At 64.9% G+C, this 26,528-nt stretch carries 22 protein-coding genes; 12 read left to right on the top strand and 10 right to left on the bottom strand.

All coding sequences use genetic code 11. From position 1 onward, the window contains the following. Positions 1-274 precede the first annotated feature (274 nt). From LT988_RS11660 to LT988_RS11650, 3 genes are all read left to right on the top strand, one after another. Positions 275-574: a sll1863 family stress response protein gene (locus LT988_RS11660; protein WP_232410299.1), complete on the top strand. Its 300-nt coding sequence runs from the start codon at positions 275-277 to the stop codon at positions 572-574. 203 nt (positions 575-777) lie between these two features. Continuing rightward, on the top strand, positions 778-1,176 hold the full coding sequence (locus LT988_RS11655; protein WP_232410298.1) for a hypothetical protein: 399 nt from the start codon (positions 778-780) through the stop codon (positions 1,174-1,176). Between the two features lie 151 nt (positions 1,177-1,327). Further along, positions 1,328-1,729 carry a hypothetical protein gene (locus LT988_RS11650; RefSeq protein WP_232410297.1) on the top strand — a complete coding sequence of 134 codons (402 nt, stop codon included), beginning with the start codon at positions 1,328-1,330 and terminating at the stop codon, positions 1,727-1,729. 104 nt (positions 1,730-1,833) lie between these two features. Here the strand turns inward: LT988_RS11650 and LT988_RS11645 are convergent, their stop codons facing one another. Continuing rightward, positions 1,834-2,292 (bottom strand): hypothetical protein, encoded by a 459-nt coding sequence (locus tag LT988_RS11645; RefSeq protein ID WP_232410296.1) that lies wholly within the window; start codon positions 2,290-2,292, stop codon positions 1,834-1,836. Beyond that, entirely contained in the window at positions 2,289-2,909 is a 621-nt protein-coding gene (locus tag LT988_RS11640; RefSeq protein WP_232410295.1) for a hypothetical protein, read from the bottom strand. Before LT988_RS11640 ends, LT988_RS11645 begins: the two co-directional genes overlap by 4 nt. Before the next feature lie 658 nt (positions 2,910-3,567). On the opposite strand from LT988_RS11640, the gene lysM reads away from it, so the two are divergent. From lysM to LT988_RS11605, 7 genes are all read left to right on the top strand, one after another. Beyond that, positions 3,568-4,005 carry a peptidoglycan-binding protein LysM gene (gene lysM, locus LT988_RS11635; protein WP_232410294.1) on the top strand — a complete coding sequence of 146 codons (438 nt, stop codon included), beginning with the start codon at positions 3,568-3,570 and terminating at the stop codon, positions 4,003-4,005. Positions 4,006-4,106: 101 nt separating this feature from the next. Then, the gene (locus LT988_RS11630) at positions 4,107-4,436 is read left to right on the top strand and encodes a hypothetical protein (protein ID WP_232410293.1); all 330 of its coding nucleotides are present in this window, start codon (positions 4,107-4,109) and stop codon (positions 4,434-4,436) included. 114 nt (positions 4,437-4,550) lie between these two features. After that, on the top strand, positions 4,551-4,925 hold the full coding sequence (locus LT988_RS11625; RefSeq protein WP_232410292.1) for an SH3 domain-containing protein: 375 nt from the start codon (positions 4,551-4,553) through the stop codon (positions 4,923-4,925). Positions 4,926-5,167: 242 nt separating this feature from the next. Next, positions 5,168-5,422 (top strand): GlsB/YeaQ/YmgE family stress response membrane protein, encoded by a 255-nt coding sequence (locus LT988_RS11620; RefSeq protein WP_093029521.1) that lies wholly within the window; start codon positions 5,168-5,170, stop codon positions 5,420-5,422. 109 nt (positions 5,423-5,531) lie between these two features. Next, positions 5,532-5,861 (top strand): lysozyme inhibitor LprI family protein, encoded by a 330-nt coding sequence (locus tag LT988_RS11615; RefSeq protein ID WP_232410291.1) that lies wholly within the window; start codon positions 5,532-5,534, stop codon positions 5,859-5,861. Positions 5,862-6,003: 142 nt separating this feature from the next. After that, on the top strand, positions 6,004-6,384 hold the full coding sequence (locus tag LT988_RS11610) for a hypothetical protein (RefSeq protein ID WP_232410290.1): 381 nt from the start codon (positions 6,004-6,006) through the stop codon (positions 6,382-6,384). 332 nt (positions 6,385-6,716) lie between these two features. Beyond that, positions 6,717-7,799, top strand: a complete 1,083-nt coding sequence (locus LT988_RS11605; RefSeq protein WP_232410289.1) for a L,D-transpeptidase — start codon at positions 6,717-6,719, stop codon at positions 7,797-7,799. 195 nt (positions 7,800-7,994) lie between these two features. Here LT988_RS11605 and LT988_RS11600 read toward each other — a convergent pair whose 3' ends face one another. From LT988_RS11600 to LT988_RS11570, 7 genes are all read right to left on the bottom strand, one after another. Further along, positions 7,995-9,998: a BCCT family transporter gene (locus LT988_RS11600; protein ID WP_232410288.1), complete on the bottom strand. Its 2,004-nt coding sequence runs from the start codon at positions 9,996-9,998 to the stop codon at positions 7,995-7,997. Positions 9,999-10,205: 207 nt separating this feature from the next. After that, positions 10,206-11,687: a hypothetical protein gene (locus LT988_RS11595; protein ID WP_232410287.1), complete on the bottom strand. Its 1,482-nt coding sequence runs from the start codon at positions 11,685-11,687 to the stop codon at positions 10,206-10,208. A 13-nt stretch (positions 11,688-11,700) separates the two neighbouring features. Beyond that, positions 11,701-12,561, bottom strand: coding sequence for a glycine betaine ABC transporter substrate-binding protein (locus LT988_RS11590; protein WP_232410286.1), 861 nt, complete (start codon positions 12,559-12,561; stop codon positions 11,701-11,703). A 32-nt stretch (positions 12,562-12,593) separates the two neighbouring features. Continuing rightward, positions 12,594-13,442 carry an ABC transporter permease gene (locus LT988_RS11585; RefSeq protein WP_232410285.1) on the bottom strand — a complete coding sequence of 283 codons (849 nt, stop codon included), beginning with the start codon at positions 13,440-13,442 and terminating at the stop codon, positions 12,594-12,596. After that, complete coding sequence (locus LT988_RS11580; protein ID WP_232410284.1) at positions 13,439-14,695, bottom strand: quaternary amine ABC transporter ATP-binding protein; 1,257 nt, start codon at positions 14,693-14,695, stop codon at positions 13,439-13,441. The genes LT988_RS11585 and LT988_RS11580 overlap by 4 nt, the downstream gene beginning before the upstream one ends. 299 nt (positions 14,696-14,994) lie before the next feature. Further along, positions 14,995-18,165: an EAL domain-containing protein gene (locus LT988_RS11575; RefSeq protein WP_232410283.1), complete on the bottom strand. Its 3,171-nt coding sequence runs from the start codon at positions 18,163-18,165 to the stop codon at positions 14,995-14,997. Continuing rightward, the gene (locus LT988_RS11570) at positions 18,162-19,034 is read right to left on the bottom strand and encodes a phosphate/phosphite/phosphonate ABC transporter substrate-binding protein (RefSeq protein WP_232410282.1); all 873 of its coding nucleotides are present in this window, start codon (positions 19,032-19,034) and stop codon (positions 18,162-18,164) included. Before LT988_RS11570 ends, LT988_RS11575 begins: the two co-directional genes overlap by 4 nt. A 214-nt stretch (positions 19,035-19,248) precedes the next feature. On the opposite strand from LT988_RS11570, the gene LT988_RS11565 reads away from it, so the two are divergent. Beyond that, positions 19,249-23,847: a DNA glycosylase AlkZ-like family protein gene (locus LT988_RS11565; RefSeq protein WP_232410281.1), complete on the top strand. Its 4,599-nt coding sequence runs from the start codon at positions 19,249-19,251 to the stop codon at positions 23,845-23,847. Positions 23,848-24,132: 285 nt separating this feature from the next. Here the strand turns inward: LT988_RS11565 and LT988_RS11560 are convergent, their stop codons facing one another. Next, on the bottom strand, positions 24,133-25,128 hold the full coding sequence (locus LT988_RS11560; protein WP_232410280.1) for an AraC family transcriptional regulator: 996 nt from the start codon (positions 25,126-25,128) through the stop codon (positions 24,133-24,135). A 143-nt stretch (positions 25,129-25,271) separates the two neighbouring features. Here LT988_RS11560 and LT988_RS11555 point away from each other — a divergent pair, with 143 nt between their 5' ends. Beyond that, positions 25,272-26,522 carry a carbohydrate porin gene (locus LT988_RS11555; protein ID WP_232410279.1) on the top strand — a complete coding sequence of 417 codons (1,251 nt, stop codon included), beginning with the start codon at positions 25,272-25,274 and terminating at the stop codon, positions 26,520-26,522. Positions 26,523-26,528 lie beyond the last annotated feature (6 nt).

Below are 26,528 nucleotides of genomic sequence, written 5' to 3'. Positions count from 1 at the left end.
CACGAATGTGCCATGGCATGGCTCGTCAGGCCGCGATGTTTCTAATCCGATCCAGCGAAGCGTTGCGCTTGCAGCCGGGTTGCTCTTCGGCGATGACGATGGGCAAGTGTGCTGAGAATCGGGGACCGGAACAAGTCGGGGATTTCCCGTCAGGAATTTCCCGACAGACAGGGTGTTCTCCATGGTCTAGCCTTCGGCAGGCTGTATCCGGCCGACATGATCGTTGTACCGCACTGTTTACGAATCTCAACGTCCGTTCACGGGAGTACCGACGATGCAGACGAAGAACGAGTACGTGGCGAAATTGAAGGCGCAGCTCGATGAGTGGGAGGCGGATCTGGCGCACTTGCGCGATAAGGCGTCGGATGCCTCGGATGACGTCAAGGAAAAGGTCGATCATCAGATGGCCGAGTTGAAGTTGAAGTGGGATGAGCTCGCCGTGCGTCGCGACCGCATCGCGGACGCCGCCGACGACAAATGGGAGGCGCTCAAGGACGAAGCGGAAGAGAAGTGGGCGGAGGTAAAGGTCGGCGTCAAGGATTCGATCGACCGCATCAAATCGATGTTCAGTTGAGCTGTCCGTTGCGGCGCGCCCTGCTCCCCCGGGGTCATTCCGGGGCTCGCCGCTATTCGATCCAACGCTGCGATGACGCAATGAAGGGCGCGTCACGAGCGATTCGGCATACGCCGTGATCTGCCTGCTGCGGAGCCAAGTGCGGTGCGCGCCCCGGGGGCTGTGCCGCGAAGATGCGATTCAACCACCAGAGGAAACCGACCGTGCAGGAGACCTTCCGTATCGCCGCGCGGGTCGTCGCCGCATGCGTTCTCGCCGTCTCGATCGCCGGCTGCTTGGATCGGGACACCGTGAAGCCGGACATTGGCCCCATGACCTACGACGCCTCCGGGACCATGCCCTGTTCCGCCGGCGCCCCGACCTTCGATCAGGCCTGTGGCTGGCGCGTGGTCCGCAAGCCCGGCGGTGGCGCCGAGATCTGGATCTCGAATATCGCCGTGCGCGACCGTCCCGACTACCGCGTGCTCATCTTCTCGCAGGGGGAATTCAGTGCCCGCGACGGTGTCCCGCTGCGGGTCACGAAAGACGGGGACCAGTGGACGATCACCGCCAACGGCCAAGAGCATTATCGCTTCGCCGATGCGCTGATCACCGGCGGCTGATCCCCTGGGGCTGATCCCCCGGGGCTGATCCCGGCGGCGAAGCGCGCTCGGTCTATCCGCCTCCCGGCGAGTCAACCGTGGATCGGGATCGGGTCTGCCGGGAGGTGACGACGCGATCCGCGAGCCAATCATCCAATCGGAGGGTTCTATCATGAGAAACCTACTCATGGCGCTCGGCGTCGCCTTACTGGTCAGTGCCGCGGCAGCGGCGGACGACACCCGGACCGAGCGCGTCCACTTCAAGAAGGGCGCAATCAGCGCAACGGTGGAGGACTCGATCAAGGGCTACCAGAGCGTGGACTATGTCCTTGGTGCACGAGCAGGTCAGTCCATGAACGTCAGCATGGCCACCGACAATTCGGCGAATTACTTCAATATCCTGGCGCCCGGAAAGAACGACGAGGCGATGTTCATCGGCTCCACATCGGGAAACCAATTCGAGGGTACCCTGCCCGCGAGCGGCGATTACAAGATCCGTGTCTACCTGATGCGCAGCGCCGCACGCCGGGGAGAGGTGGCCAACTATCGTCTGGAGATGATCATCAACGACTGATCCGGAGCGGAACCCCGGGACACTCGAGACGATTCAGAAAAAAGGCGAACACCTCGATCCACGGGTAGGACGGACAGACCGCAGCGAAACCCGTCTTTTCCGCTTCAGTCCATCAGGACGATCAGGAATCCGGCCTCGCCGCCCACCCCGCGCCGAGCCGCGATCAATAACCCCGACATCGCCGCGCTGTCCCCCAGGTTGAAGACGCGAAGCTCGGTCACCGCCGAGTCATCGAAGGCGGCGGACAAGGCGGCGCGGGCGGCGTCGGGACCGTCGATGGCGTCCAGGATCAGGGGTACGGACAGCCGGGCGTCGGGATCGGTGATGGTCCGCAGTTCGGCGACGATGTCCGGCGTTGTGCCGGGGTGTCTGACATAGACCTCTCTCCAGGACCCCATCCACGCCGGCTCGCCGAAGCGGTCCCAGAGCGGCCCCACGAAGGTCTTGTAGGTCGACAGCGCCGCTTGCGTCAGGTCTTCGGTGCCGTGCAAGGTCTCTCGGAATACGGCACTTCCGAAGCCGCTTTGGCTCGGTCCGCCGTAGAATGCTTCCAACTGGATCATGGGGTGTCCTCCCAGGGCGGCACCTTGAACGCCCGTGCCGCGTCGGCGCCGCCCGGCGTCATGAAGTCGTGGATCGATTCATCGGTGAAGTACCGCCAAAACCTTTCCGCCAGGGCCGGATCTTGGATCCTGAACGCCCCTTCGGCACGGCGCTGCTCAAGGAATTCCCGATAGGCGTCCAACGGCTCGGGTCCGAGCTGCTGGTAGATGATGCGGCCCCCGTACTGCGCATACAGCGCCTTGTTGATTTTCCACTGCCGGATGATTGCACGCGCCATGTCGTTCCGCATGGTCTGGATCTCGGCGGTTTCCTCTGGCGTCAGCCCTTCTTCAGCGCTCAGTCCTTCGGCTGCCAGACCTTGCTGCAGGTGCTCGACGAAGGCATTGATCTCGGCCAGCTCGGCCCTGATCCCGTGCTCGGCCGCATAATGATCGAGCAGCGGTGTGAGGATGGCCTCCTGTAGCGTCTCGGGGTCCGTCGTATGGACGGCCTCACCCAAGACGGTGGCCGCCGGTGACGCGGCGTCGGTTGGCGCCGAGGCCCCTTGGACACCTGCGTGTGCTCCGCACGAGAGTATCGCGACCGCGCAGAAGGAAACGACCAGACGAATGCGCATAAGTTGAGTGCTCCGGTCTCGTCGAGGTATGAGCGTCGTTCCAATGAGTAGGGTCGTTTCGAGAAAACCACGCAAGAGATGCTGACCGGGATGACGGTAGCGATCGCCCTCCTCAGCCTAGGTGCCCTTTCGGCCCAAGGTCATGAGGCACTAGCGTGCGTACACGCGGGATTTTCGTCGCAAACCGGGACCGGAACAAGTCAGGGCTTCTTCGTCGGGAAACCCCCTACAGCGTCGATCCCGCCGCGGAATCGCCCCGGTAGACATCTGGCTCGCGTACAAGGTGCATCGAGCCGAACGTATAGCCCGCCGAGCACATGGTTTCGGCGCACTCGGGCGCACTGCCCGATCTTCACCGACCGCTTGGCGAGCGGAAGATCGACCTGCCAATACATCGCCAAGGCGGCCTGAGCTGCCGTTTCATCGGATCGCAAGAAACGGGCGGACTGGCGTTCCTGAGGGGCGCGTCTGACCCCGCCCGTCACTCGTGTCAGGGATTTCCTGACGGACTTTACCCGACAGACAGCTCGGTGTGCTTGTGTCTATCCTTCCCGACACTTTGAACCTGCAGGGTTCCTGATTGGGGTGCCGGACGCAGGCTTGGGTCTTTTTCAATCCCGGTCGATCAATCACGGCCTGCCACACACCGGAGAACACCATGGGACTCTTCAACTTTGCGAAAGAGGTCGGCAAGCATCTGTTCGGCAAAGAGGCCGAGGCCGGCGAGAAGATCAAGGAGGAGATCGAACGGGACAACCCGGGGATCAATGACCTCAAGGTCGACTACAAGGACGGCGTCGTGTCGCTCAGCGGACACGCCGACAGCCCCGAGGCGATGGAGAAGGCGGTACTGATGGCCGGCAACGTCAAGGGCGTCGGGGAGGTCAAGGCTGATCAGCTCGAGGCCCCGGCACAGACCGCCAAGGTCGAGTTCTACGTCATCGAGAAGGGCGACACGCTCTCCGCCATCGCCAAGCGGTTCTATGACGATGCCAACGCTTATCCGCGCATCTTCGAAGCGAACCGCGAGGTGATCAAGGATGCCAATCTGATCTTCCCGGGCCAGAAGATTCGCATCCCCCTGTCGGGCGATTAGTGTAGGCAAGGCAACAGACCGGCCCGGAGCGGTTCGCTTGCGGCCGACCAGCCAACGCAGCGTCCAGGACACTGCACACAAACCACAGCGAGAACGACCACATGCCAAGATTGAAAAACAGTCCAACCGCGCTCGTCACTGCCGCAACCCTGCTGCTAGGCGCCTGTGCCTCCTCGGACTATGATTCCGGCCAGGGCAGCAGCGCGTTGCGCCAGGCAACCAGCGCCGCGGAAAGCGCGTGCACGGCGGCGGTCAACGGCAACTACGGCGGGAACGTTCGCTCGGTGCGGGTGGCGACCTCCGAGTATTCGGAAGCCAATTCGGTGGTCATGGTGGACGCGGCCGGGGTGCGCGGTGGCTCCACGACCGAGCGCTGGCGCTGCCTTGTCTCCAATGACGGCACCGTCCAGGAGCTGACCGTCGTCCAATGATGCCCCGCTAAGGTTTTCAGTATGGCATCGTTGCGAACCTCCGTATCGGCTCTAGGAATGCCGAAGGCGGCCAGGTTGACCCAGGCCTCGGGCCGATCGGATCGGAGAGCCTGCGTGCTGTCGTGTCGTCCCGGTCACGCCACCCTTGCCCTCGGGCTCGCGACGAGCCTCGCGGCCGGAGCGCTCAGGGCCGAAGCGGACGGGCCCGATTTCTACGCCGTTCGGGACGTCCCCCGAAACGACGTGCTGAACATTCGGGCAGAGCCGAGCGCGAGCGCAATGAAGATCGGCGAGATCGCGCCGGATGCCTCCTGCATCCGCAATCTGGGCTGCAAAGGCGGGCTCATCTTCGAGGAGTTCACCAACCTGTCCCCCGAGGAAAAAGAGCGTCGCGCAAGGGAGAATCCCCGTTGGTGCAAGGTCGAGTACCGGGGCGTCACCGGTTGGGTTGCGGGGCGCTACCTCACCGAAGGCGACTGCCGCCGTTGAATCCCGTGCGCGCGGGAACCGAGCGTCTTGTTGCGACCGCAATCCTTAGCCGGCGGCTACGGTGAGCTCGGCGCTGCGAAAGAGAACGATCTTCAACTCATCCGGGTCGGCGAGGAGCTTAACGAGATATCGGACGCCATGCCGCTCGGCGGGTGAACGCAGATGCGGCGGGACGCCGCGCCCGGGGTCGACAGGATCCCGAAGTAAGCACGACCATCATCCCACACTCGAGGACATCGCTCATGGATCTCATTAGCCTTGGCATCTTCCTGCTCATCGGCGCCGTAGCAGGCTGGCTCGCCGGACTGCTCATGCGGGGCGGCGGCTTTGGCCTGCTCGGCAACATCCTCGTCGGCATCGTCGGCGCCGTCATCGGCGGATTCCTGTTCGGCTTGGCCGGCATCTCCCTGGGGGGCGGGATGATCGGCTCCTTGATCACCGCCGTCATCGGCGCCGCCGTTCTGCTGTTGATCGTCGGCTTGATCAAGAAGGCGTGATACCAGTCACACGGAGACCGGGCCAAGGCCCAGGCTCCCGTTTCATCCGCTGCCCGTGAACAGCGCACCGGGCTCCAATCGAACACATCATCCACCGGAGACGTTCTCGATGACCAAGATCGCCCTGACCCTCCTTGCCGCCGGCTGCCTGACCGCCTCCTTGGCGCAGGCGGCGCAACCCAGCTTCGATTGCAGCAAGGCCACACACGAGGCCGAGTTGCTGATCTGCAAAGACGCGGACCTCGCCGCGCTGGACCGCAGCCTCGCCGAGCTCTATGCGACCGTGCTGAAGAACACCCCGGCCAGCAAGCAGGGCGCGCTCAAGACGGAGCAGCGCGGCTGGGTGAAGGGGCGTGACGATTGCTGGAAGTCCGCCGACCAGCACGGCTGCATCAAGGCCGAATACCAGGCACGGATCAACGAGCTCAAGGACCGCTAAACCGCGCCCGGTGCGGTATGCGTCGTTTGTTGGATTGGCTTCGCCGCACCAGCTCCGAAAACCGTCGGAGCCGGCGCGCCTCCACAAGTGATGCGTCATGGGGCCGCATTGATTCGCCTCATCATTAACCGGAGATCTCGATATGTCTGAGACCGTGAAGAGCGAGATCGCTAAATCTAAGGAAAATCCAATGAAGGCTATGAAAGAACTCGCCGGTGTCGCGCTTGCGATGTCCTTCGCAAGCGGTGCAAGTGCGCAAGATCTGGCGGAGACGGCGACCTGCAAGCTTACGAATACCGCCCATTCCGCCACCCTCTATGAAGGTTCCTGCACGGTCACGCAATCCATGAGCGGCAGCAATACGATTTTCTCGGTGAAGATGGGGGACGCGGAGCCATTCATGTTCGCTGGTGTTCGCGGGCAGACAGACTGGATGCATGGCCCCGACGAGGTCCAGTTCACCGATCTTCCCGATGGCGGGATTTTTCGCTGGTCGACATTTGCGCTCGCAATCGCCGAGTAGAACGGGCCACCCGCTTGACTTTCTGATGGGAAGACCGCGCAGCCCCATGACCGGCTTCCTGCTGGTCCATCGCGGCGTCGGCGCGCCCATCGGCCCACCGACTCGCCCCCCATCGCTCAAAGCCCTTGCCGTGATTGCACGGCAATCGCGTTCGCCGGCGGACTCTGTGCCGCCGGGATCGCTCCGGCGGAGACGGCGAAAGGCGTGCGTGACCGAGCGCTCTCGCCCGCTCTTCGGTTCGGTCTTGTGCGCGACCTAGGTCGGGCAACTCGATTGAAGCTGAGGGCGGCGGGCTGATTGGCTTCAAAAACGATTCGAATGGTAGATTCAAAATGCGTCTTGCAAATCTCCTTGCCGCCCTTCCTCTACTGGCGGCCCTCGACTGCATGGCCGCCCCCTTCTGGGGCGCCAAGTACTCTGCACCGGCCGACACACCCGTCGAGGCTCTCCACCCGGGGGAGTTTATTTGGGAGGGGCAGTTGGAGCCCGAAGGGCCGGTCGTGGTGGTCGTGAGCGTTCCCGAGCAGATGGCCTATGTCTATCGCAATGGCGTGCGAATCGGGGTCTCCACCGTCAGCACCGGAAAGCAGGGGCATGGCACACCGACTGGCGTGTTCACGATCCTGAACAAGGATAAGGACCACCACTCCAAGACCTACAACAACGCGCCAATGCCCTACTCGGAACGCCTGACGGTGGACGGCGTGGCCCTGCACGCCGGCGGTTTGCCGGGCTATCCGTCATCCCACGGGTGCGTCCATCTGCCGTCCGCGTTCGCCCGCTCGCTATTCGGAATCACTCGCCGGGGGACGACCGTCGTCATCGCCGGGAAGTCGACGGCGCCGCGCTCGGTGGTCCATCCGGCAGTGCTGACACCGGTGAATGCCGTGACCGGGTCGCCGAAGTCGGACAACGCACTGGGTCTTCTCGAAGATTTCCGCTGGGAGCCCGGGGCATCGCCCGAGGGTCCGCTCGCGCTGGTTGCCAGCGCCGCCGACCGACGCCTTATCGTGCTTCGCAACGGCGTGGAAATCGGTCGCGCGCGCATCAGGGTTGACAACGCGGGCGTGCCCCTGGGAACACATGCCTATACAGTACTCGCGGGATCAAGCAGCGGGCATCCCCGATGGAGCGCCGTTGGTCTCCCGGGCCACGCCGCCGAGAGCGGAGATGCCCACGACGAGAACGCAGTGGAGCGCCTTCACATGCCGAAGGACATGAGCCGCCGTCTCTACCCCTTGCTGGAGCCGGGTACGACCCTGCTCCTCACGGATGCTCCCGTCCTGGAGCACAGCACGGGTCCCTCTCTGGCAGTCATGCGCTCGGGTCTGCCCGAGGGCGAGCCGGGCGGGGCGGCGGTGCATACAGGCAATCGCCGGGTTCCCGCCCCGATCGAGTCGGTGCGAATCAACTGAGACGGATCGACGGGGCCGGGACGCAGGTCATCGCCTCCCCGTCCTCGGGCCGAAGATCCGTAGGTCGTTGATCGCGGTCATAGACGCCCTCCATGGCGGTCCGGACCCTGTCGCGCGGGACGTTCGGTCGAACGGGTTGGGCGCAGGGTGGGTCGAGCTTACAGACGGGCTACCCGGCCGGAGACGGTCGGGACATCACCGCACCGTCTGGAGGAAGTGCATGTGGCGCTCGTACTGGTCGAGGACGTCGCCGATGATGTCCTGCGAGTTCCAGCCCATGAGGTCGTAGTCTTGACCGCCTTCGCGCAGATGGACCTCCGCGCGGTAATACTCGAGCGCCTTCGCCCGACTGGCGCGGGTGTCGCGCAGCACGAAGCTTGGTGACTCGTAGGGGCGCGGTCGGACCGAATAGAAGAAATCGATCTCGGCGCCGTGGCGGACCTCGACCCAGACCCGGCCGTCTTCGCCTTCCACGAGCCCGGCATCCAGGCTCATCTTGCCCAATTCATCGACAACGTCGCTCAAGGCCGGTTTGACGGTGTCGCGGATGAAGCGCAACACCTCGGCTTGGGTCGGCTGGTGCACGAGTGCGCGCAGCCGGCGGCGCCAGTTGGCCGGACTCTGCGGGCCGCCCGGTGTGACCCGTGCCGCGCGCAGGCTGAGATGCTTGATCGCGTCGAGACGCAGCGCACGCAGCAAGCCCCAGCACATGAGGATCATGACGATCGTAAAGGGCAATGCGCTGGCGATGGTGGCGGTCTGGAGTGCGGCCAACCCGCCTGCGACCAACAAGGCAGCGGCGACCACGCCCTCGACGACCGCCCAGAAGATGCGTTGCCAGAGCGGGGATTCCTCTTTCCCGCCCGAGGTCAGGATATCCACCACCAGGGATCCGGAGTCCGACGAGGTGACGAAGAAGGTGACAACGAGGAGGGTCGCGAGCAACGCGGTCACGTTCGCAAACGGCAGTTGCTCGAAGAACTGAAAGAGTGCGACCGACGTATCGGCCGCCACCGCGTCGGCGAGCGAGGTGATTCCCTGGATCATGATCATGTGGATGGCGGTGTCGCCGAAGAAGGTCATCCACATGAAGGTAAAGCCCATCGGCACCAGGAGCACGCCGGTGACGAATTCACGGATGGTACGTCCGCGCGAGACCCGGGCGATGAACATGCCGACAAAGGGTGCCCAGGCGATCCACCAACCCCAGTAGAAGAGTGTCCAGCCGCCGATCCAATCCGTGGGCTCGTACGCGTAGAGATTGAAGGTCATCTCGAACAGACTGGACAGATACATCCCGGTGTTCTGAACAAAGGTCTGCAGCAGAAAGACGGTCGGCCCGGCGATCAGGACAAAGGCCATCAAGCTCACGGCCAGGATCATGTTCAACTCAGAGACACGCCGGATCCCCGAGTCCAGGCCGAGGCCCACCGAGAGGGTTGCAATCGCCGTGATACCGGCGATCAACATCACCTGGACACCGATCGACGTCGGCACATCGAAGAGATAGTTGAGGCCCGAGTTGATCTGGATGACACCGAATCCGAGCGAGGTGGCCACGCCGAAGATGGTCCCCAAGACCGCGAAAATATCCACGGTATGACCGATCGGGCCGTAGATACGATCGCCGATGAGCGGGTAGAGCGAGGAGCGGATGGTCAGCGGCAGGTCGTGCCTGAAGGCGAAATAGGCCAGCGAGAGCGCGACGACGGCATAGATGGCCCAGGCATGGACGCCCCAATGGAAAAAGGTGATCCGCATGGCCTGCCGTGCCGCCTCGGCAACCTCCGGATCGCCGACCGGAGGGGTGACGAAATGCATGACCGGCTCGGCCACGCCGAAAAACATCAGACCGATGCCCATACCGGCCGAGAACAGCATCGCGAACCAGGACGCATAGCTGTAATCCGGCTCGGAGTGCTCGGGTCCGAGCTTGATTCGCCCGAGACTCGAGACGGCGAGCGCGATCACGAAGACCAGAAAACCGGCGACGGCCATCACGTAAAACCAGCCGGCCGAGTCGATCACCCAGTCCTGAATGGATTTGAACAGGGGCTCGGCGGTCTCCGTGGCGAGGGCGGCGAAGAGCACGAGGGCCAGGGTCAGAACCGCCGAGACGATGAAGACCGGCGGATTCCACTGAATCCAGGGTCTGGATTTGGTCCCCGCTGCGGGGTCCGATGTGTTCGTATCGTTCATGATCGTGATCCTTCGGTATTAAACCGCACCCGGAGCGAAATGCGTCATTTTAATTTTGCGTTTGGCGTTGGAGATCTCCTCGATCGCGATGAGGCGCGGTTTAACATATTAAAAAATGTTCAATTCTAAACCGCGTCACTATAAAAGTCGGAGAAGCCAGTGAGCCCGATACAAATTGAAAACAACGCATTTCACTCTGGACGCGGTTTAGAAGTAGTACCCGAGATTGATATTGAAGCGATAGTTCCACTTATCGTTGCCGTTCACGCCGAAGTCCCCGACGCCGTCGATCCGTCCGTAATCATCGACGCCACCGCCGCTGGCCTCGTTCCCGACGAAATAATTGCCGTTCGAGTACGCGAGATCGCTGTAGATGTACCAGCCGCCGCTCGCCCATGCTGCACCGGCGACCCAGAGCTGGCTGTCGTTGAACGAGCTCTCGTCCTTCACGATGCTGCTGTACTCGATGTAGGGAAGCACGGAGTCGAGCCAGGGGATCTGCGGTGTTTCCACCAAGTAGCTGACGGATACGGCCGGAATCCATGCCTTGGTCGCGGCCGGCCACGCGAAGTCGTACGCGCCCATCGGGATCAACGTATCCGTACCCCAGGGATTGTCGCTGTCGATATCGTATTCGTAGCGGGTGAGTTGCGAGGCGACCGTGAGCGGCCCCATCCGGTTGATCATGTGAGCCGAGGCGGCCCAATGACTGCCGTCGTCGGTGCGTTGACCCTTGAGCTGTCCGTATTCGAGCGAGACGCCGACGTCGGTCGGGATCGCGGTGTCCGCGAGGCTGTAGATGGCGCGCAGGTTGAGCTGATTGCGCTCGTCGAAGCCGTTGTGCTCGACGCCGAACGACACATTGCCGTCGGCATCGACCGTTTCCTCCCAGCGCACCGCATCATAGCTGTAGCGTGTGCTGTTGAGACTGCGACCGAAATAACTCCCCTCGCTCGACGGATAGTAGGCGACGTCGAGTTTCCATTGATCGATGGCAGTGCTGTACTTGATGCCGAGATCCATGTCGTCGGCGAGCCCGACATAGTAGTGCTGATCGAAGAACCAGCTTTGCGAGACGCCGTACGGACCGGGTCCGAACGGTACCCGGTTCACGCCGACCTGGACCTCGCTGTCGTCCGCAAACCGATAGCCGAGCCAGCCGGTATGGAGGAAGTTGTAGCTCTTGCCGGTCCCCGCCGCGTACCAGCGGTACTCGAGTCGACCGATGATGTTCTCGTAGTCGAGCGCGAGGTTGAGCCGAAAGGTATCCAGCTCGATATTGCCGCCGTTGCCGCCGCGGTTCGGCCCGGCGACGGCCTCCTGGACCTTGTAGCTGCCCAGGACATAGTTGACCCGCATGGCGCCGCCGACGGTCACCGGACCGATCTTGAGCACCGTGCTTTCCGGAGCGGATTCGTCCAGGGCCTCGTCCGTCTCGGCGACGACGCCGGGCGCAATAATCTTTTCGGAGACCACCGCTGCGTCATCCGGTCCGGCATCGAGCGCGCCCGTGCCGATCGGCTCGCCCTTCGCGGCGGCGAGCTCGCGTCGAGCTGCTTCGAGCTGGCGCGTCAGCTCCGCCACGCGTTGTTCGAGTGCATCGACGTCGGCCGAAACCGTGACCGGGAATGCGCACAGCATCCCGAGGAGCAGCGCCCCGACGACCGGCTGCAGTTCGTTCCGTCTCATCGCGACACCTCGCCTATTCGCGCTCGTTGTCGGGCATCCAGGACGCGACGACATCCGGATGCTCCGCGATCCAGAGCTTCGCGTTCTTCAGTGGATCGGCGCGTCGTTCTTGATTCATCACCATCAGCTCGGCCATCTGATCCGGCGTCCAGCTGAAGTTGTCCAGGACGGCATAGACCTCCGGCAGGTCTTCCTTCAAACCTTCGCGGACGATGGTGTGAATCTCCTCTTCGCCGCCGTAGATGCCTTTCGGGTCGTCGAGGTACTTCAGATCGTATTGCGCGAACATCCAGTGGGGCGTCCAGCCGGTCACCACGACCCATTCTTCCTTCTCGATGGCATCGCCCAGAACGGCGGTCATGATGGGCCCGGTGCCCTCGACCAATGTCAGATCCGTGATGTCGTAGTCCTCGAGCACCGTCTCGGTCTTGCTCATCAGACCGGCCCCCGGATCGATCCCGATGATCTTGCCGTCGAAACGTTCGGCCGCGCCCTCGAGATCCTCGATCGAGTCGATCTCGACATAGGCGGGAACGACCAAGCCGATCCGGGTCCCGACGAGGTTGGGACCGAGGTCCACGACCTTGTCCGAGACCTGCTCGAGGTAGTGGTTGTGGGTGGTCGGCAACCAGGCGGCGACGAGCCCGTCGACATCGCCGCTGCCCACGGCCTGCCACATGGCCGCGGCCGAGACCGGGGTGATCTTCACGTCGTATCCCATGTCCTCGAGCACGGCCTTCACGAGATTGGTGCTGGCTACCTCGCTGGACCACTCGACATAGGCCAGCTCGACGTCGCCCTTGTCCGCGGCGAGTGCCGAGGTCCCGACCGCGGCGAGCGCCGCAAGCGCTGCAACTGCGTACTTGTCGATCATGATCTCTTACCTTCTCTTGGTGTTGAGTGGGCTCATGTGTTCGGCTGATCCTTGCCGCGTCGACCGATCCCTTGGGTGATTCGATCCAGGAGCATGGCCAGAATGACCACGGCGATCCCCGCCTCGAAGCCCATGCCGGCCTCGTTGCGCTGGATCGCGCGCCAGACCTCCCCGCCCAAGCCTTGCGCGCCGATCATGGCCGCGATGACCACCATCGAGAGGGCGAGCATGATGGTCTGGTTGATCCCGGCCATGATGGTCGGAACGGCCAAGGGGAGCTGGACCTTCCAGAGTTTCTGGCGCCGGGTGGCCCCGAAGGCATCGGCCGCCTCGACCAGATCGGCCGGGACCTGCCGGATCCCCAGTGTCGTGAGCCGAATCGCCGGCGGCATCGCGAAGATCACGGTCGAGAAGATCGCCGCGACCGGCCCGAGACCGAAAAAGGGGATCGCCGGGATGAGATAGACGAAGGCCGGCATGGTCTGCATGAAGTCCAAGACCGGAAAGATGATCCGGTAGGCGCTCGGCGAAAGGGCGGCGAGGATGCCGAGCGGTCCGCCGACGCAGACGGCGATGAGGGTCGCGATCAGGACCATCACCAGGGTCTGCAGGGTCGCCTCCCAGAGTCCCAGGTTCCACAGCAGGGCCAAACCCAACAGGGCAAAGACCGCGGTGCGGATCCCGGCGAGGCGCCAGACGAGCAGACCCGCCAGGACGATGGTGACGCCCGGCGGGAGCCACATGAGTGCATCCACGGTGCCCTCGATCCCGGTCTCCATCAGGTCGGAGACCACCTTGGTCGCGCCGGCGAACTGTCCGGTCAGGACATCCAGTCCGTCGTCGATCCATTCGGCCAGGGGGAGTCGCGGGATTTCGATCATGCTGCCGTCTCCACGATCTCGGTTGCGATGTCGGACGGGCTGGCGTTGCCGTTGCTGCCGATGGATTCCGCCAACCCCTGGAGCAGCGACGCCCGCACGACAACGCCGAGCAGGCGGCCTGCGTCATCGACGACGGGGGCCGGCATGGTTGTCTCCGCCAGCAGGCCGAACAGGTCGCGTACCGGGGTGTCCGGCCCGACCGGTTGAACGCCCGGCTCCATGATCGAGGTAATCGATTTCTCTCCGCGCTTGACCGCGTCCAACGCGGCATCGTCCCGGACGATGCCGCGTAGCCGAAAGTCGGTCTCCACGACGCAGAGAAAACTGAGGTCCTCGTCTTCCATCTTGCGCAAGACGGTGCGCGGGCCGTCGTTGACGAACGCGACGCTGCGGGCGCGTCGCATGACGGCGCTTGCGGTCAGGACCTTGGTCTTGTCGACCTCGGCGACGAACCGTTCCACGTAGGGTGTGGCGGGGTTGGAGAGGATCTCCTCGGCGGTGCCGACCTGCTCGATTCGGGCATCCTTCATCAGGACGATCCGGTTGCCGAGAAACAGCGCCTCGTCCAGGTCGTGCGTGATGAAGACGATGGTCTTTCGGACGCGGCTCTGCAGGGTCACGAGCTCCTGCTGCATGTCGCGGCGAATCAAGGGGTCGAGGGCGGAGAAGGCCTCGTCCATGAGCAGGACGTCCGGGTCGACGGCCAGCGCGCGGGCCAAGCCGACACGCTGCTGCATCCCACCGGAGAGTTGCGCGGGAGAGGCGTCTTCCCAGCCTTCCAAACCGACCTGCTTCAGAGCGATCAGCGCCTTCTCGGCGCGCTCGTCGACGGCACAGCCTTGGATCTCCAGACCAAACTCGACATTCTCGCGGATGCTGCGATGCGGGAAGAGTGCGAAATGCTGGAAGACCATTCCGTACTTGTTCCGACGCACCTCGAGGAGCTCCCGGTGCCCGAGGGGGACGATGTCCCGCCCGTCGAGCAGGATCTGTCCGGCGGTCGGCTCGTTGAGTCGGTTCAGGCAACGGATGAGGCTGGACTTACCGCTCCCCGACAATCCCATCACGACAAGGATCTCGCCCTCGATGACATCGAAGCTGGCATCGGCCACGCCGACGGCCAATCCCGTTTTCTCGAGGATGGCCTGCTTGGTTTCGCCTTGGCGCAAAAGGGCCAGGGCATCCTTCGGCTCGTCGCCGAAGACCTTGGTGAGACCGCGCACGGCGATCTTGACGGATTGTTCTGCGGGCATGGCCCTGATGGTCCTTACGGAGCTTGATGTGCGACGCTCGGGAGTCGGCATCGCAACTTGATTTGCGGCAAGAGACGCCGCGTGTCCCGATCGACCGGCAGGGCAAGCCTGAGAATCCGGCGGGCATGGGGACGATGAATCGCGCCGGATCATCCAGGTGAAGACCCGGACGCCGACGACATCTTTTTTACCGTACAGCGCGCCGGGTCTCATTTCAACCCGGGGCCCGAGACTTTCAGCGCCGAGGCGATGGCATGATTTCCGCCTCGGACCCGCTGGGGTTCAACCCCGGCAGCGGGTCAGACGAGGCTTTTCGGCGGGCCCAGCGACAGGCTCTCCACGGGCTCGGGTCTCCCGAAGAAATAGCCCTGGTAGGCATGGCAGCCATGGGCGGCCAGCCAGTCGCGCTGCTCCTCGGTTTCCACGCCCTCGGCGATCACCGCCAGCTCCAGTGTTCGGCCGAGCGCGATGATGGTTCGGGCGATTGCGGCGGCGTTGGTATCGGTCAGGACGTCCAGGACGAAGGAACGATCGATCTTGAGCTGATCGAAGGGAAGGCGTTTGAGGTACGACAAAGACGAGTAGCCGGTGCCGAAGTCATCCAATGCAAAACCGACGCCTCGCGTCTTTAAGGCGATCATCTTGCCGACCGTGTCCTCGACATCGTCGAGCAAGAGGCTCTCGGTGATCTCGAGCTTGAGCCGGGAAGGATCCGCCCCCGTGTCTTCGACGCAGGCCAAGACCTGGTCGACGAAGTCCGTCCGGCGAAACTGGCGGGCACTGATGTTGACCGCCAGGGTCAGCCGAGCGGTCTCGCTTCGCGCGGACCACGCCGCCAACTGCGTGCACGCGGTCTGCAGCACCCAGTGCCCGATCGGCAGGATCAGCCCGCTTTGCTCCGCGAGCGGGATGAACGCCGCCGGGGGAATCAAACAGCCCTGCTCATCCTGCCAGCGCAGCAGACATTCGGCTCCGATGATTGCGCCGTCGCGATCGACCTGAACCTGGTAATAGAGCAGGAACCGCTCGTCGCGCAGACCGCAGCGCAGCTGCGCCTCGAGGGTCGCGCGGGCGCTGACCTCCGACTGCATGCTCGGGTCGAAAAAACGAATGGTGTTGCGTCCGGCGCCCTTGGCTCGGTACATCGCCATGTCGCCTTGTTTCATCAACTCTTCCACCCGCATCGGCCGCGGGTCGAAGAGCGTGATCCCGATGCTGGCCGCGCTGTAGTGGGTCTGCCCGCCCAGATCGTACGGCTGGCGAAGAACGCCCAGAAGCCCGTTGCCGAGCGTCTCGGCCTGGCTCGCTGCCTCCACCGAGCTCGGGCTGAGGTGCTCCACCATCACCACGAACTCGTCGCCGCCCAGACGCGCCAAGGTGTCGGACTCGCGGATGCGTGTCGACAGGCGCCGTGCCACCAGTTGGAGCAGGCGATCGCCTTGATCGTGCCCCAGCGTGTCGTTGAGCGTCTTGAAATCGTCCAGATCGATGTAGAAGAGCGCCCCGCAACAGCCGTTTCGGCGAGCTGTCGCCAGGGCTTGATGCAAACGATCCAACAATAACCGGCGATTGGGCAGGCGTGTCAGCGGATCGAAAAAGGCGAGCTCGCGGATCTCCTCTTCGGCGGCCTTGCGTTGAGTAATGTCGGTCATCGTGCCGACATAATGCGTGATCTCGCCTGCGGGGCCGGGCACGGCCGATATCGTCAGCCACTGTGGGTAAATCTCGCCGCTCTTGCGCCGGTTCCAGATCTCCCCTTGCCAGGATCCGGTCTCCAGGATGCTCGCCCACATGGCGACGTAAAACTCGGGTTCGTGGCGTCCGGATTTGAGCAGTCGAGTCGTCTGACCGATCGCTTCATCGGCGCTGTAGCCGGTCATCCGGGTGAAGGTTCCGTTGACCCTCAGGATGACCCCTTCGGCGTCGGTGACCACCATGCCCTCCTGAGCCTCGAATGCGATCGCAGCGATGCGCAGCTGCTCCCGGCTCTCTTTCTGCTCGGTGACGTCGCGCGCGATCCCCTGGAAGCCGACGATCACGCCGTTCTCGTCGCGAAACGGCATGGCGCTCGAGCTGTGCCAGCGCCAAGTGCCGTTACCGTGCCGAACGCGATACTCGATATCCCGACGCATCTCTCCCGTCTCGACGACGGCGCTGAAGGCGTCGTTGCAGATGTTCAGGTCCTCGGGATGGACATATTCGGAAAAGTGAGTCGTCAGGGTTTCGTCGATCGAATAGCCCATCAGCCGCGACCAGTTCGGCGAGACGAAGATGAAGCTGCCGTCGGTCGAGAAGAGATAGATGACGTCGTAGGTGTATTCGAGCAGGAAACGGTACTTCTCCTCGGAGCGTTTGATCGCCGCTTCGGCCCCTTTGCGTGCGCCGATATCCCGCGCCACCATCTGCAGGAGCGTCGAGCCGTCGAGATCCACCGAGGTGAGCAGCACCTCGACCTCGACCGGGTCGCCGGTATCTCTGCGGCGCAGGCACCATTCGAAGCCCCTGTTCTCCCCCGCCTGTCCTGTCGGCGCAGCGACGTCGAGTGCGTCGGTACCGAGGGGCCAGGGTGTCGTCGACAGGTCGCTCGGCCGTGTGCCGAGCAGCGCTTCGCGATCGCAGCCGAGCAGGCACAGCGCAGCGGGATTGCAGTCGAACAGCCCAAAGTCGCGATCGAACAGCATCACCGCATCCGCGGTCGCCTCGAACAGGGTCCGGTACTTCGAGGTCGTGATGCGCTCCAGGTCGGCCTTCGCATCACGCAAGGCGGACTCGCGTTGCCCGAGCGCGTCGGCCATGCGGTTGAACGAGACGGCCAGGCGGCCGATCTCGTCGTCGCCGGTGTCGTCGAGACGTCGACCGAGATCACCGGCCGCGATCGCCCGCGCGGCGGCCTCCAGGCGTCGGAGTCGACGGCTGACTCGGACGGCGAGCGGGACGATGACGAGCAGGAGGACGACAAGCCCGATCACGCCGTTGCGCAGGCTCTGCTCGATCAGACCCTGTCGCGTTTCCGCAAAGATATCGGTGGAGATACCGACACGGAGGGTGCCGTAGGTTTGGCCGACAAGCCGCAGCGGTACAGTCGTTTCCCACAGGGCCGCGTCCTCCGAAACCGCTTGCGGGTCCTGATCTCCGACGCGTGGAGACGCCGACGCGTGCGGATGGGTGTGCTCGGCGAGGCGCTGTCCGCGTGCGTCGTCGACCTTGAGATAGCGCACCTCCGGCAGATGGCCGAACCGGTCGAGCGACTCCTGGAGGGCCGCGATGTCGCGTTGCACCAGCAAAGGTGTCAGGGACTCGCTCAGGAGTGCGGTCAGGACCGTGAGTCGCGTCTCGTGGAGTTGAGTCAGGGCGGCGTTGCTCAGACGCTGTATGTCGTGGACAACCCAGGCGATCAGCACGACCTGGGTCATCAGGATCACCAAGCCGAATCGCAAGCCGATCGGGATGCGTCCGAGAAGACTCTTCATGGCGTAGCCAACACCTCTCGCGTCGCCGGCAGGAAGGGGTCGATCGTCTCTCGGTCGGCCTCCACGACCTCCCGCAACCCCCCGTGTCCCAGGGTCTGCATCATGGCGTGACCTGCCGCGGTCTCGTTGGCAAAGTGAAGGATCTCGCGCGAAAGAAAGGCCCGGTCCGCATCATCATGGCCGGGACCGGTCTGGTAGACGAGCGATGGAATCCCGGCGAGATCCGCGCCGTCGGCGAGGATCCGCAGGCGTGCGCGCGTGCCCTCGTCGAGCGTTGTATAGGCCCGATTGGAGACGACGGCCGCACGGATCGCGTCGTCGCCGAGGAGCAGCTTCAGGGCGTTGTTGTGGGTGTCGGCTGTCGGCATCTGAACATCCGTCGACGGCGTCAGGCCCGCCTCCTTCAACATGCGATGGCCCATCAGGGTGATGAGCGCAAGAGGATCCGGGGTCACGATCCTGGCGCCCCGCAGATCCGCGAGCTCGTTGACGGGATCCTCCGCACGGACAATCACCAGCGCATAGAGGGGGTTGATGGTCTGCAGGATCGATTGGTAACCGGAATCCAACTCCGCGAGCCGTGCCATATGGGCTGCGTTGATGACGAGCAGATAGTCGCCTTGCGCCACGTCGGCGCTGAAGCTCCGATAGTCGGCGGACGTGACCACTCTGACCGGGCGCTTAAGGGTTTCTTGGAGATGTCGGCGCAGCGGCTCGTTAAGGTTCAGCAGGTGCTCTGTGCTGAGGTATGGGAGCACCGGAATCTCGATGTCGTCCGGGCCGGGGGCGGCGCCGATCGCTGCGGCGCAGGCGCAGAGCCACAAGCCGATCGACTGAATCAATGCCTTTAGCGGGTTCTTCCGTGCCATCGTCTTCGACCTGGATCTCAGTCTCCTCACCGGTTCCTTGTCCCGAGCGGAATCCGCAGCGACCCCTCCGGAAGCCGTCAGGATTCCGGCAGCGCGTTGCACGTTCCGTGGGTATTCTAGTCCGACTCCGGGACGATCGGACATTGCAAATGACCTTGGTCTGAACATGGTCGGCGGCTCGAAGACCGGGTCCGTCTCCCCCATGTGCGTTTCCATGGACGCCTTCAGCCCCGCCACCCGCCGCTGGTTCACCCAAAACTTCGATGCGCCCACCGAGGTCCAGGTCCGCGGCTGGGCCGTGATCGCGTCGGGCCGACATGCCTTGATCACGGCCCCGACCGGCAGCGGCAAGACGCTTGCGGCCTTCCTCTGGGCGATCGATCGGCTGATGCGGGGCGGGCCGACCGCCGACACCCAGGCCGGTCCCGCCCGCGTCCAGGTGCTCTATGTCTCTCCGCTGAAGGCCCTGGTCTACGACATCGAGCGCAACCTGCGTGCGCCGCTCGCCGGAATCGCGCGCGCCGCAGAGATACTGGGCGTGCCGGCGCGCCTGCCGCGGGTCGGCATCCGCACCGGCGATACACCGGCGAAGGAGCGGCAGCGGCAGCTCAAGGAGCCGCCCGAGATTCTGGTGACCACGCCCGAGTCCTTGTATCTGCTGCTCGGCTCCAAGGCGGCGGCCAACCTCGCCCGGGTGCATACGCTCATCATCGACGAGGTGCACGCGCTCGCGCCAACCAAGCGCGGCGCCCATCTCGCCCTCTCGCTGGAACGTTTGGCCGAGCGCTGTGCGGGCGATCCGCAACGCATCGGGCTCTCGGCCACCGTGCGCCCGTTGGCCGAGGCCGCGCTCTATCTTGGCGGCGATCGGCCGGTCGAGATCGTCGATGCCGCCGCTCCGCCGAATCTCGATCTGCGCGTTCAGGTGCCGGTGCGCGATATGGAGCCCCCGCCCGAGGGCGTCGCGCGAGAGCTCGAAGGCGGCTCCATCCTCGGCGAGCTCTATCGCCAAGCAAGGCCGCAAGCGCCCGCCGACAAGGGCCTGTGGTCGGCCATTCATCCGGCTATCCTCGCCGAGATCCGGGCACATCGCTCGACCATCGTCTTCGTCAACAGCCGCGGGCTCTGCGAGAGGCTCTGCCAGCGGCTGAACGCGCTGGCCGAGGCAGACCTGGATCCTGACGTCTTGGTCCCGGACGACCGTCCCGAGCTGGTTCGTGCCCATCACGGCAGCGTCAGTCTCGAGCAACGCACTCAGATCGAGGAAGGGCTCAAGCGCGGCGACCTCAAGGCCATTGTCGCCACCAGCTCGCTCGAGATGGGCATCGACATGGGTGGTGTCGATCAAGTGCTGCTGGTCGAGTCGCCCGGCTCGGTGGCGCGCGGGCTGCAACGCGTCGGCCGTGCCGGGCACGGGGTCGGGCAGGTCAGTACCGGGCGCATCTTCCCGAAGTTTCGTGGCGATCTGCTGGAATGCGCAGTGATCGGGGCGCGGATGCTTGCCGGGGAGCTGGAGCCCTTCCGGATGCCGCGCAACGCACTCGATGTGCTGGCCCAGCAGATCGCCGCCCACTGTGTCGAGATCGAGCGCTCGGTTGCGGATCTCCATGGTCTGGTGACCCGTGCCGGTCCTTATCGCGAGCTGTCGCGCTCGGCGCTTGAAGCGGTGCTGGATATGCTCTCGGGACGCTATCCCTCGAGCGATTTCGCCGACCTCAAGCCCCTTCTCGTGTGGGACCGGACCGCGGATACACTCGGCGTGCGCAAGGGCACCGCCATGATCACCCGGCTGAACGCCGGCACCATCCCGGATCGCGGTAACTATGCCGTGCATCTCGGCGAGGACGGGCCGCGAATCGGCGAGTTGGACGAGGAGATGGTCTTCGAGACCAAGGCGGGCGACTGCGTCCTGCTCGGCGCCTCGACCTGGCGGGTCGAGGCCATTACGCGCGATCGTGTCCTGGTCTCGCCGGCACCCGGCGAGCCGGGCAAGCTGCCCTTCTGGCGCGGCGACGGTCCCGGGCGGCCGGTCGAGCTCGGTCGGGCGGTCGGTGCCTTCACGCGGGCGGTTGCGGCCATCCCCGCGGAGCGTGCCGCCGATTGGATTCGTGAGCAGACCCCGCTGGATGCCCTCGCGGCGTCCAACCTGGCCGACTACATCCAGGATCAGCGCGCCGCGACCGTTCAGGTGCCGAGCGACCGCACCATCCTGGTCGAGCGCTTCCGCGACGAGCTGGGTGACTGGCGCATCTGTATCCTGACGCCCTTCGGCGCCCGCATCCATGCCCCTTGGGCCATGGCTCTGCAGTGGCATCTGGGACGCCGCGAGGGCTTCGAGATCCAGGTCATGTACACCGACGACGGCATCGTGCTGCGCTTCGCGGACGGCGAGGCGCTGCCGGAGTTGACGGACCTCCTGCCGGCGTCCGACGAGCTGGATGAGCGCGTCACCGAGCAGCTCGCCGACACGGCGCTCTTCGCCTCGCTCTTTCGCGAGAACGCCGCCCGTGCGCTGCTCCTGCCGCGCCGTTCGGCGAAGGGCCGACAGCCGCTCTGGGCGCAGCGGCTCAAGGCGCAAAACCTGCTCGCGGTGGTCCGTCGCTATCCGGCCTTTCCGATCGTGCTCGAGACCTATCGACAGGCACTCGGCGATGTCTTCGATCTCGCCGGTCTCAAGGATGTCTTGACCGGCATCCGCAACCGGTCGATCCGCGTCCACGAGATCGAGACCCGCAGCGCATCGCCCTTCGCGCGCTCGTTGGTCTTCGCCTATGTCGCCGCCTACATCTACGAGCAGGACGCACCGCTTGCCGAGCGCCGGGCCCAGGCGCTCACGCTGGATCGCGGTCTTCTGGCCGAGCTGCTGGGACAGGCGGAGCTGCGCGAGCTGATCGATCCGGCGGTGCTGGAAGATCTGGAATGCGAGCTTCAGCATACCGCCGAGGGACGCAAGGCGCGTGATGCCGACGAGCTGCATGACCTGCTGCGACGGCTCGGCGATCTCTCCTCCGCCGAGCTGGGGGAGCGTGCGGAGGGCGATCCCTTACCCTGGCTCGCGGTCCTGACCGAGCAGCGTCGGGCGGTCACGCTGCGATTCATGGACGGACCCCGCTGGATCGCGGCCGAGGACGCCGGTCTCTATCGCGACGCGCTGGGTCTGGTCCCGCCGCCCGGTCTGCCGGACGCCTTCCTGATGTCCGCGGATGCGCCGTTGGAACATCTGCTTCACCGCTATGCCCGCACGCACGGCCCATTCCCGACGCGCGACCCTGCCGCGCGTTACGGCCTGCGTGTGACCCAGCTCGACCCCGTCCTGCGTCTCCTGGAGACGCGCGACGAGCTGATCCGCGGCGAGATCCGACCGCTGGGGAGCGAGCCCGAATGGTGTGACCCGGAGGTCCTGCGCCGCCTGCGCCGCCGCACCCTGGCCAAGGCACGCGATGCGGTCGCCCCGGTCGATGCGGCTACCCTGGGGCGATTCCTGCCCGCCTGGCACGGGATCGGCGAGGACATCAAGGGGCCGGATCGGCTGGTGGAGGCGCTGCTTCAACTGGAAGGCCTGACGGTCACCTGGTCCCAGCTCGATCGCGTGCTCCTGCCGGCACGGGTACCGGTCTACCGCTCGGAGGATTTGGACATGCTCGCCGCCACCGGACAGATCGTCTGGGTCGGACGCGGAGCGGCGGGCCCGAAAGACGGGCGGATCGCGCTCTATCGGCGGGGCAGTCCCGAGCTGGGTGTTGCCGACGAAGAGGCGAGTCGGCAGGATCAGCCAAGTGCATCGACCGGCGCGTCCTCGGAACCGGTCGCGGAAGCGGCAACCCGCGACGCTGCCGCGGATGCCTCCGACGTTGCCCGGATCCTACTCGATCACCTGCGCACCCGCGGGGCCTCCTTCCTGATGGAGCTGATGCAGGCCCTCGAGCGCGCCGGGTTGAAGCTCGGCAAGGACGCCTTCGAGTCGGCGCTCTGGGACCTGGTCTGGGCGGGCCAGATCACCAACGATACCTTCGCGCCCCTGCGCGCCCTAGGCGGGACGCGCGCACCCAAGCGCGGTCGCGGGACCGCGCTGGCGGGCGGGCGCTGGTCGCGCGTGGCCGATCTGCGATGCGATGCGAGCGACACCGAGCGCCTGCTGACCCGCGCCCACATCCTGCTTGAGCGCTACGGTGTCGTCAGCCGTGAGGCGGTGCAGGCCGAAGGCATCCCAGGCGGCTTCGGTCCGCTCTATCGGGTCTTCAAACAGATGGAGGAGGGCGGACAGGTCCGCCGAGGTTATTTCGTCGAGGGGCTCTCCGGCGCCCAGTTCGCCCTGAACGGCGCAATCGATCGGCTGCGTAGCGCCCGGATCGAAGAAACCCCGATCGAGGGTTTCGGCCCAGACGTGGTCCGGATTCTCGCCGCGATCGATCCGGCCAATCCCTACGGCGCGCTCCTGCCTTGGCCCGAGCCGGGCGGCGGTCCCGCACCCAAGCGCATCAACGGCGCCGATGTGATCCTGGTCGCCGGCAAACCTGTGCTCTATCTCGGCTCGGGCGGGCGCCAACTGACACGGTTTCCCGGTTCGATCAGCGAAGAAGGCGGCGAGTTGGTGCTTGCGCTCGCCGCCTTGCATCGCGTCCCGCAGCGCGGACGCAAGCGCCTTGCCATTCAACAGATCGATGGCTTGCCGGCGCTCGAATCACCGCTGCGCGAGGCCCTGCTTCATGCGGGCTTTGAATCCGACTACGACGCACTCGTCCCGGCACGCGGATACACCACCGGCATCGGCCGAGATCCGAACGCCATCGCCTGTGCGGGACCTCGGCGCTGACGCACGGCTGTCATGTCTTCCCGCACGTCCGATCGTCGTCGGGTGCGAGTGTCAAGAATCGAACCTGGCAACCAGATGTCGAGCAATTGGGTCGGCTGCTTGCCACGGCGGTAAAACCGGATCGTGACGGCGAGACGCTCCGCTGTTTGGCCCACATCTTTCGCGACCCATACCTTCCACTCGGCGACCGGCAGTCCGTTTGAATTCGCATTGCGGCCACGCGATAGGAGTGGCGCGCGCTGATGGATTGCTCGCCGTCGCGCGCGTCCCTCACTTACGCGTCAGTCAGCGGATCAACTGCTTGACATGACCCCGTGTCTGGCTGGGCAGCTCGCCGAAGAAGCGGCGGTAGAGTTGGGCGAGTCGGCCCATGTTCTCGAAACCCAGTGAGTAAGCCACGGCGGTGATGGGTTCGTCGGAACGCCCGAGCAGGAGTCGACGGCGAAATCGATGCAGCCTTAGGATCTGGAAGTAGGCCTGCGGCCCGATCCCGGACCAGTCCTTGATCGCCCGGTGCAGGGTGCGCCGCGAGGTGTGCAGTTCGTCCGCCAATTCCGCCACATCGAACTCGGGGCCGGATCGTAGCGCTGCCGCCTCGGCGCGTTTGACAAGGCCGAATCGGCGGGCATCGCTGGTTGACATGACGGCAACCGGCGCGACAGCGACCCCGCCGCCGCTCAGCAGGGCCTCGATCAGGCGCCCAAGGATGTGTTCGCGAGCGGCATGGACGGCCGTCGCGGTTGGGGGTTCCGCGGCCTCACCAATCAGGTCGCGTGCACGCCGACAGGCGATCAACAGCCGACCCATCGCCGCGGGCGCGATGTCCAGCAAACCGCCGGGGGGTGCCTGTAATCCCCAGGCGTCCAGCAGCGCCGGGGCAACCTCGATGTTTAGGCCGCGCATGCCTTCGGGCGTGACGAGCTCATGCTCGTCGGCCCCGAAGACTAGGAGCTGATTCGCCGCCACCGCGCATCCCTTCCACACCGGCGGGCGCACCGCCGCTATCGCCAGCGAGACGAACAGTGAGTCCTGCCGCATCCGGTGGCGACCCCGCAGACGTTGCGCGCTGCACTCCCAATTCAGCCGCAGCCCGGGGAGCTGGACGGTGCGGGAGCGATAACCCAGCGGTCCCGGAGAGAGTTGGAAGATCTCGAAGTCCCAGCCATGTGCCCAGGAAAACAGTTCGTCGACGTCGTTCGTCGCAATCGATGCTTCGGCGATCAGTGTCGGTACTCCCGTTCCCGCAGTTGTCTCGCGCGGCCGCGTGCGATCGCGCTGCACCGATTGGCAAGATACGGCTTTTCATCAACAGCTGTCATTTCTTAAGGTGCGAGGCCGAAACCCCGCAGTGCACCCGATGACAGTACCCAGATGACAAACGCATGATGCCATTGCCAAGCCCAGGCCGAAACCGCGGCGCACTCATGCTCGTCCTCGCGCTCGGTGCTGGCACCGGGACCGCTGCCGAGCCGACGCCATCGCCCCTGGCCGACCCGGCGGGTTCCAACCGCCTGCGGGTGCTGGACGACTACCGCGATCCCGACGCCCGCGAGGCCTGGATCGAGCTGCCGGGCGGCCCACTCAGCGCCTGGAGCGCCATGAAGCAGCGTCTGAGCCAGCGTCACGGGCTCGATTTCGAGATCGTCTACGCCCCGATCTTCCAGACCAGCCGCGACCCCGGCGGCGGCAACACCGCCAACGCCGAGCTGGACTTCATCGGCAGTTGGACCCTCACCGACGACCCGGTTCATGGCGCGGGCAAGCTGCAATGGTGGGTCACCAACCTGGTCAACTTCACCCGCCGCAACACCGGCCAATTTGCCGACGACCTGGGCGTGCTGTCCCAGCCCAACGACGGCGATCTCGGCGAGGACGCCAACTTCACCGGGCTGCCGCTGCTGTGGTGGGAGCAGCCGTTGCCGAGCGGCCTGATCGCGCGCATCGGCAAGCTCGGCCTGACGGAACTGGCCGGCACCAACCGCTACGCCCACGACGGTCGTGCCGATTATCTCAACAGCGTGCTGGTCAAGGAGAGCACCGCCGGCTACACGGTCGCCGACGGCGGCCTCGGCATCAACCTGGAGCTGCGCCGCGAGCGCTGGTCTCTGTCGGCGACCTTTGCCGACGCGAGCGCCAACGACGACTGGGTGGACTTCAGCTCCCCCGGCGACGGCGACTGGCAGGCCATCGGCGAAGCGGCGCTGACCCCAAGTATCAACGGCCTCGGCGCCGGCAACTATCGCCTGACCCTCAGCCAGATCGACGCCATCGAGGTGGCGGAGAACGACACGCGCTCGGGCTGGGGCATCGGCTTCAGCGCCGACCAGGAACTGGGCGAGGACTATGCCCTGATGCTGCGTTGGTCCCGTGCCGTGCGCCGCATGACCGACTTCCGTCAGATCTTTGCCGCCGGGTTTCTGTTCACCCGCCCCTTCGGTTGGGACGACGACACCCTGGGGCTGGCCGCCTGGCGGGCCTCGCCGGAGCCCAATCTCGATCCGCCGCCGGACGCCGCGCCCTACCGTACCGAGCACGGACTCGAGGCCTTCTGGCGCATGCAGCTCACCGATCACCTGGAGTTCACCCCCGACCTGCAACTCATTCTGGACCCCGCCAAGGACACCTCCCGCGATCAGGTGCTGGTCGCCGGGGTGCGCCTGCGGTTGGTGTTCTGACATCAG

This window comes from Thiocapsa bogorovii (assembly GCF_021228795.1).
GTDB classification, from domain to species: Bacteria; Pseudomonadota; Gammaproteobacteria; order Chromatiales; family Chromatiaceae; genus Thiocapsa; species Thiocapsa bogorovii.
This window is presented reverse-complemented; position numbering and strand designations above follow the sequence as displayed.

What these genes read in the sequence shown, in the direction of transcription:
- LT988_RS11660 (WP_232410299.1), top strand. Translation starts at nt 275, where the DNA reads ATGCAGACGAAGAACGAGTACGTGGCGAAATTGAAGGCGCAGCTCGAT.
- LT988_RS11650 (WP_232410297.1), top strand. Translation starts at nt 1,328, where the DNA reads ATGAGAAACCTACTCATGGCGCTCGGCGTCGCCTTACTGGTCAGTGCC.
- LT988_RS11645 (WP_232410296.1), bottom strand. Translation starts at nt 2,292, where the DNA reads ATGATCCAGTTGGAAGCATTCTACGGCGGACCGAGCCAAAGCGGCTTC.
- LT988_RS11640 (WP_232410295.1), bottom strand. Translation starts at nt 2,909, where the DNA reads ATGCGCATTCGTCTGGTCGTTTCCTTCTGCGCGGTCGCGATACTCTCG.
- lysM (WP_232410294.1), top strand. Translation starts at nt 3,568, where the DNA reads ATGGGACTCTTCAACTTTGCGAAAGAGGTCGGCAAGCATCTGTTCGGC.
- LT988_RS11630 (WP_232410293.1), top strand. Translation starts at nt 4,107, where the DNA reads ATGCCAAGATTGAAAAACAGTCCAACCGCGCTCGTCACTGCCGCAACC.
- LT988_RS11620 (WP_093029521.1), top strand. Translation starts at nt 5,168, where the DNA reads ATGGATCTCATTAGCCTTGGCATCTTCCTGCTCATCGGCGCCGTAGCA.
- LT988_RS11615 (WP_232410291.1), top strand. Translation starts at nt 5,532, where the DNA reads ATGACCAAGATCGCCCTGACCCTCCTTGCCGCCGGCTGCCTGACCGCC.
- LT988_RS11610 (WP_232410290.1), top strand. Translation starts at nt 6,004, where the DNA reads ATGTCTGAGACCGTGAAGAGCGAGATCGCTAAATCTAAGGAAAATCCA.
- LT988_RS11605 (WP_232410289.1), top strand. Translation starts at nt 6,717, where the DNA reads ATGCGTCTTGCAAATCTCCTTGCCGCCCTTCCTCTACTGGCGGCCCTC.
- LT988_RS11600 (WP_232410288.1), bottom strand. Translation starts at nt 9,998, where the DNA reads ATGAACGATACGAACACATCGGACCCCGCAGCGGGGACCAAATCCAGA.
- LT988_RS11595 (WP_232410287.1), bottom strand. Translation starts at nt 11,687, where the DNA reads ATGAGACGGAACGAACTGCAGCCGGTCGTCGGGGCGCTGCTCCTCGGG.
- LT988_RS11590 (WP_232410286.1), bottom strand. Translation starts at nt 12,561, where the DNA reads ATGATCGACAAGTACGCAGTTGCAGCGCTTGCGGCGCTCGCCGCGGTC.
- LT988_RS11585 (WP_232410285.1), bottom strand. Translation starts at nt 13,442, where the DNA reads ATGATCGAAATCCCGCGACTCCCCCTGGCCGAATGGATCGACGACGGA.
- LT988_RS11580 (WP_232410284.1), bottom strand. Translation starts at nt 14,695, where the DNA reads ATGCCCGCAGAACAATCCGTCAAGATCGCCGTGCGCGGTCTCACCAAG.
- LT988_RS11575 (WP_232410283.1), bottom strand. Translation starts at nt 18,165, where the DNA reads ATGAAGAGTCTTCTCGGACGCATCCCGATCGGCTTGCGATTCGGCTTG.
- LT988_RS11570 (WP_232410282.1), bottom strand. Translation starts at nt 19,034, where the DNA reads ATGGCACGGAAGAACCCGCTAAAGGCATTGATTCAGTCGATCGGCTTG.
- LT988_RS11565 (WP_232410281.1), top strand. Translation starts at nt 19,249, where the DNA reads ATGGACGCCTTCAGCCCCGCCACCCGCCGCTGGTTCACCCAAAACTTC.
- LT988_RS11555 (WP_232410279.1), top strand. Translation starts at nt 25,272, where the DNA reads ATGCTCGTCCTCGCGCTCGGTGCTGGCACCGGGACCGCTGCCGAGCCG.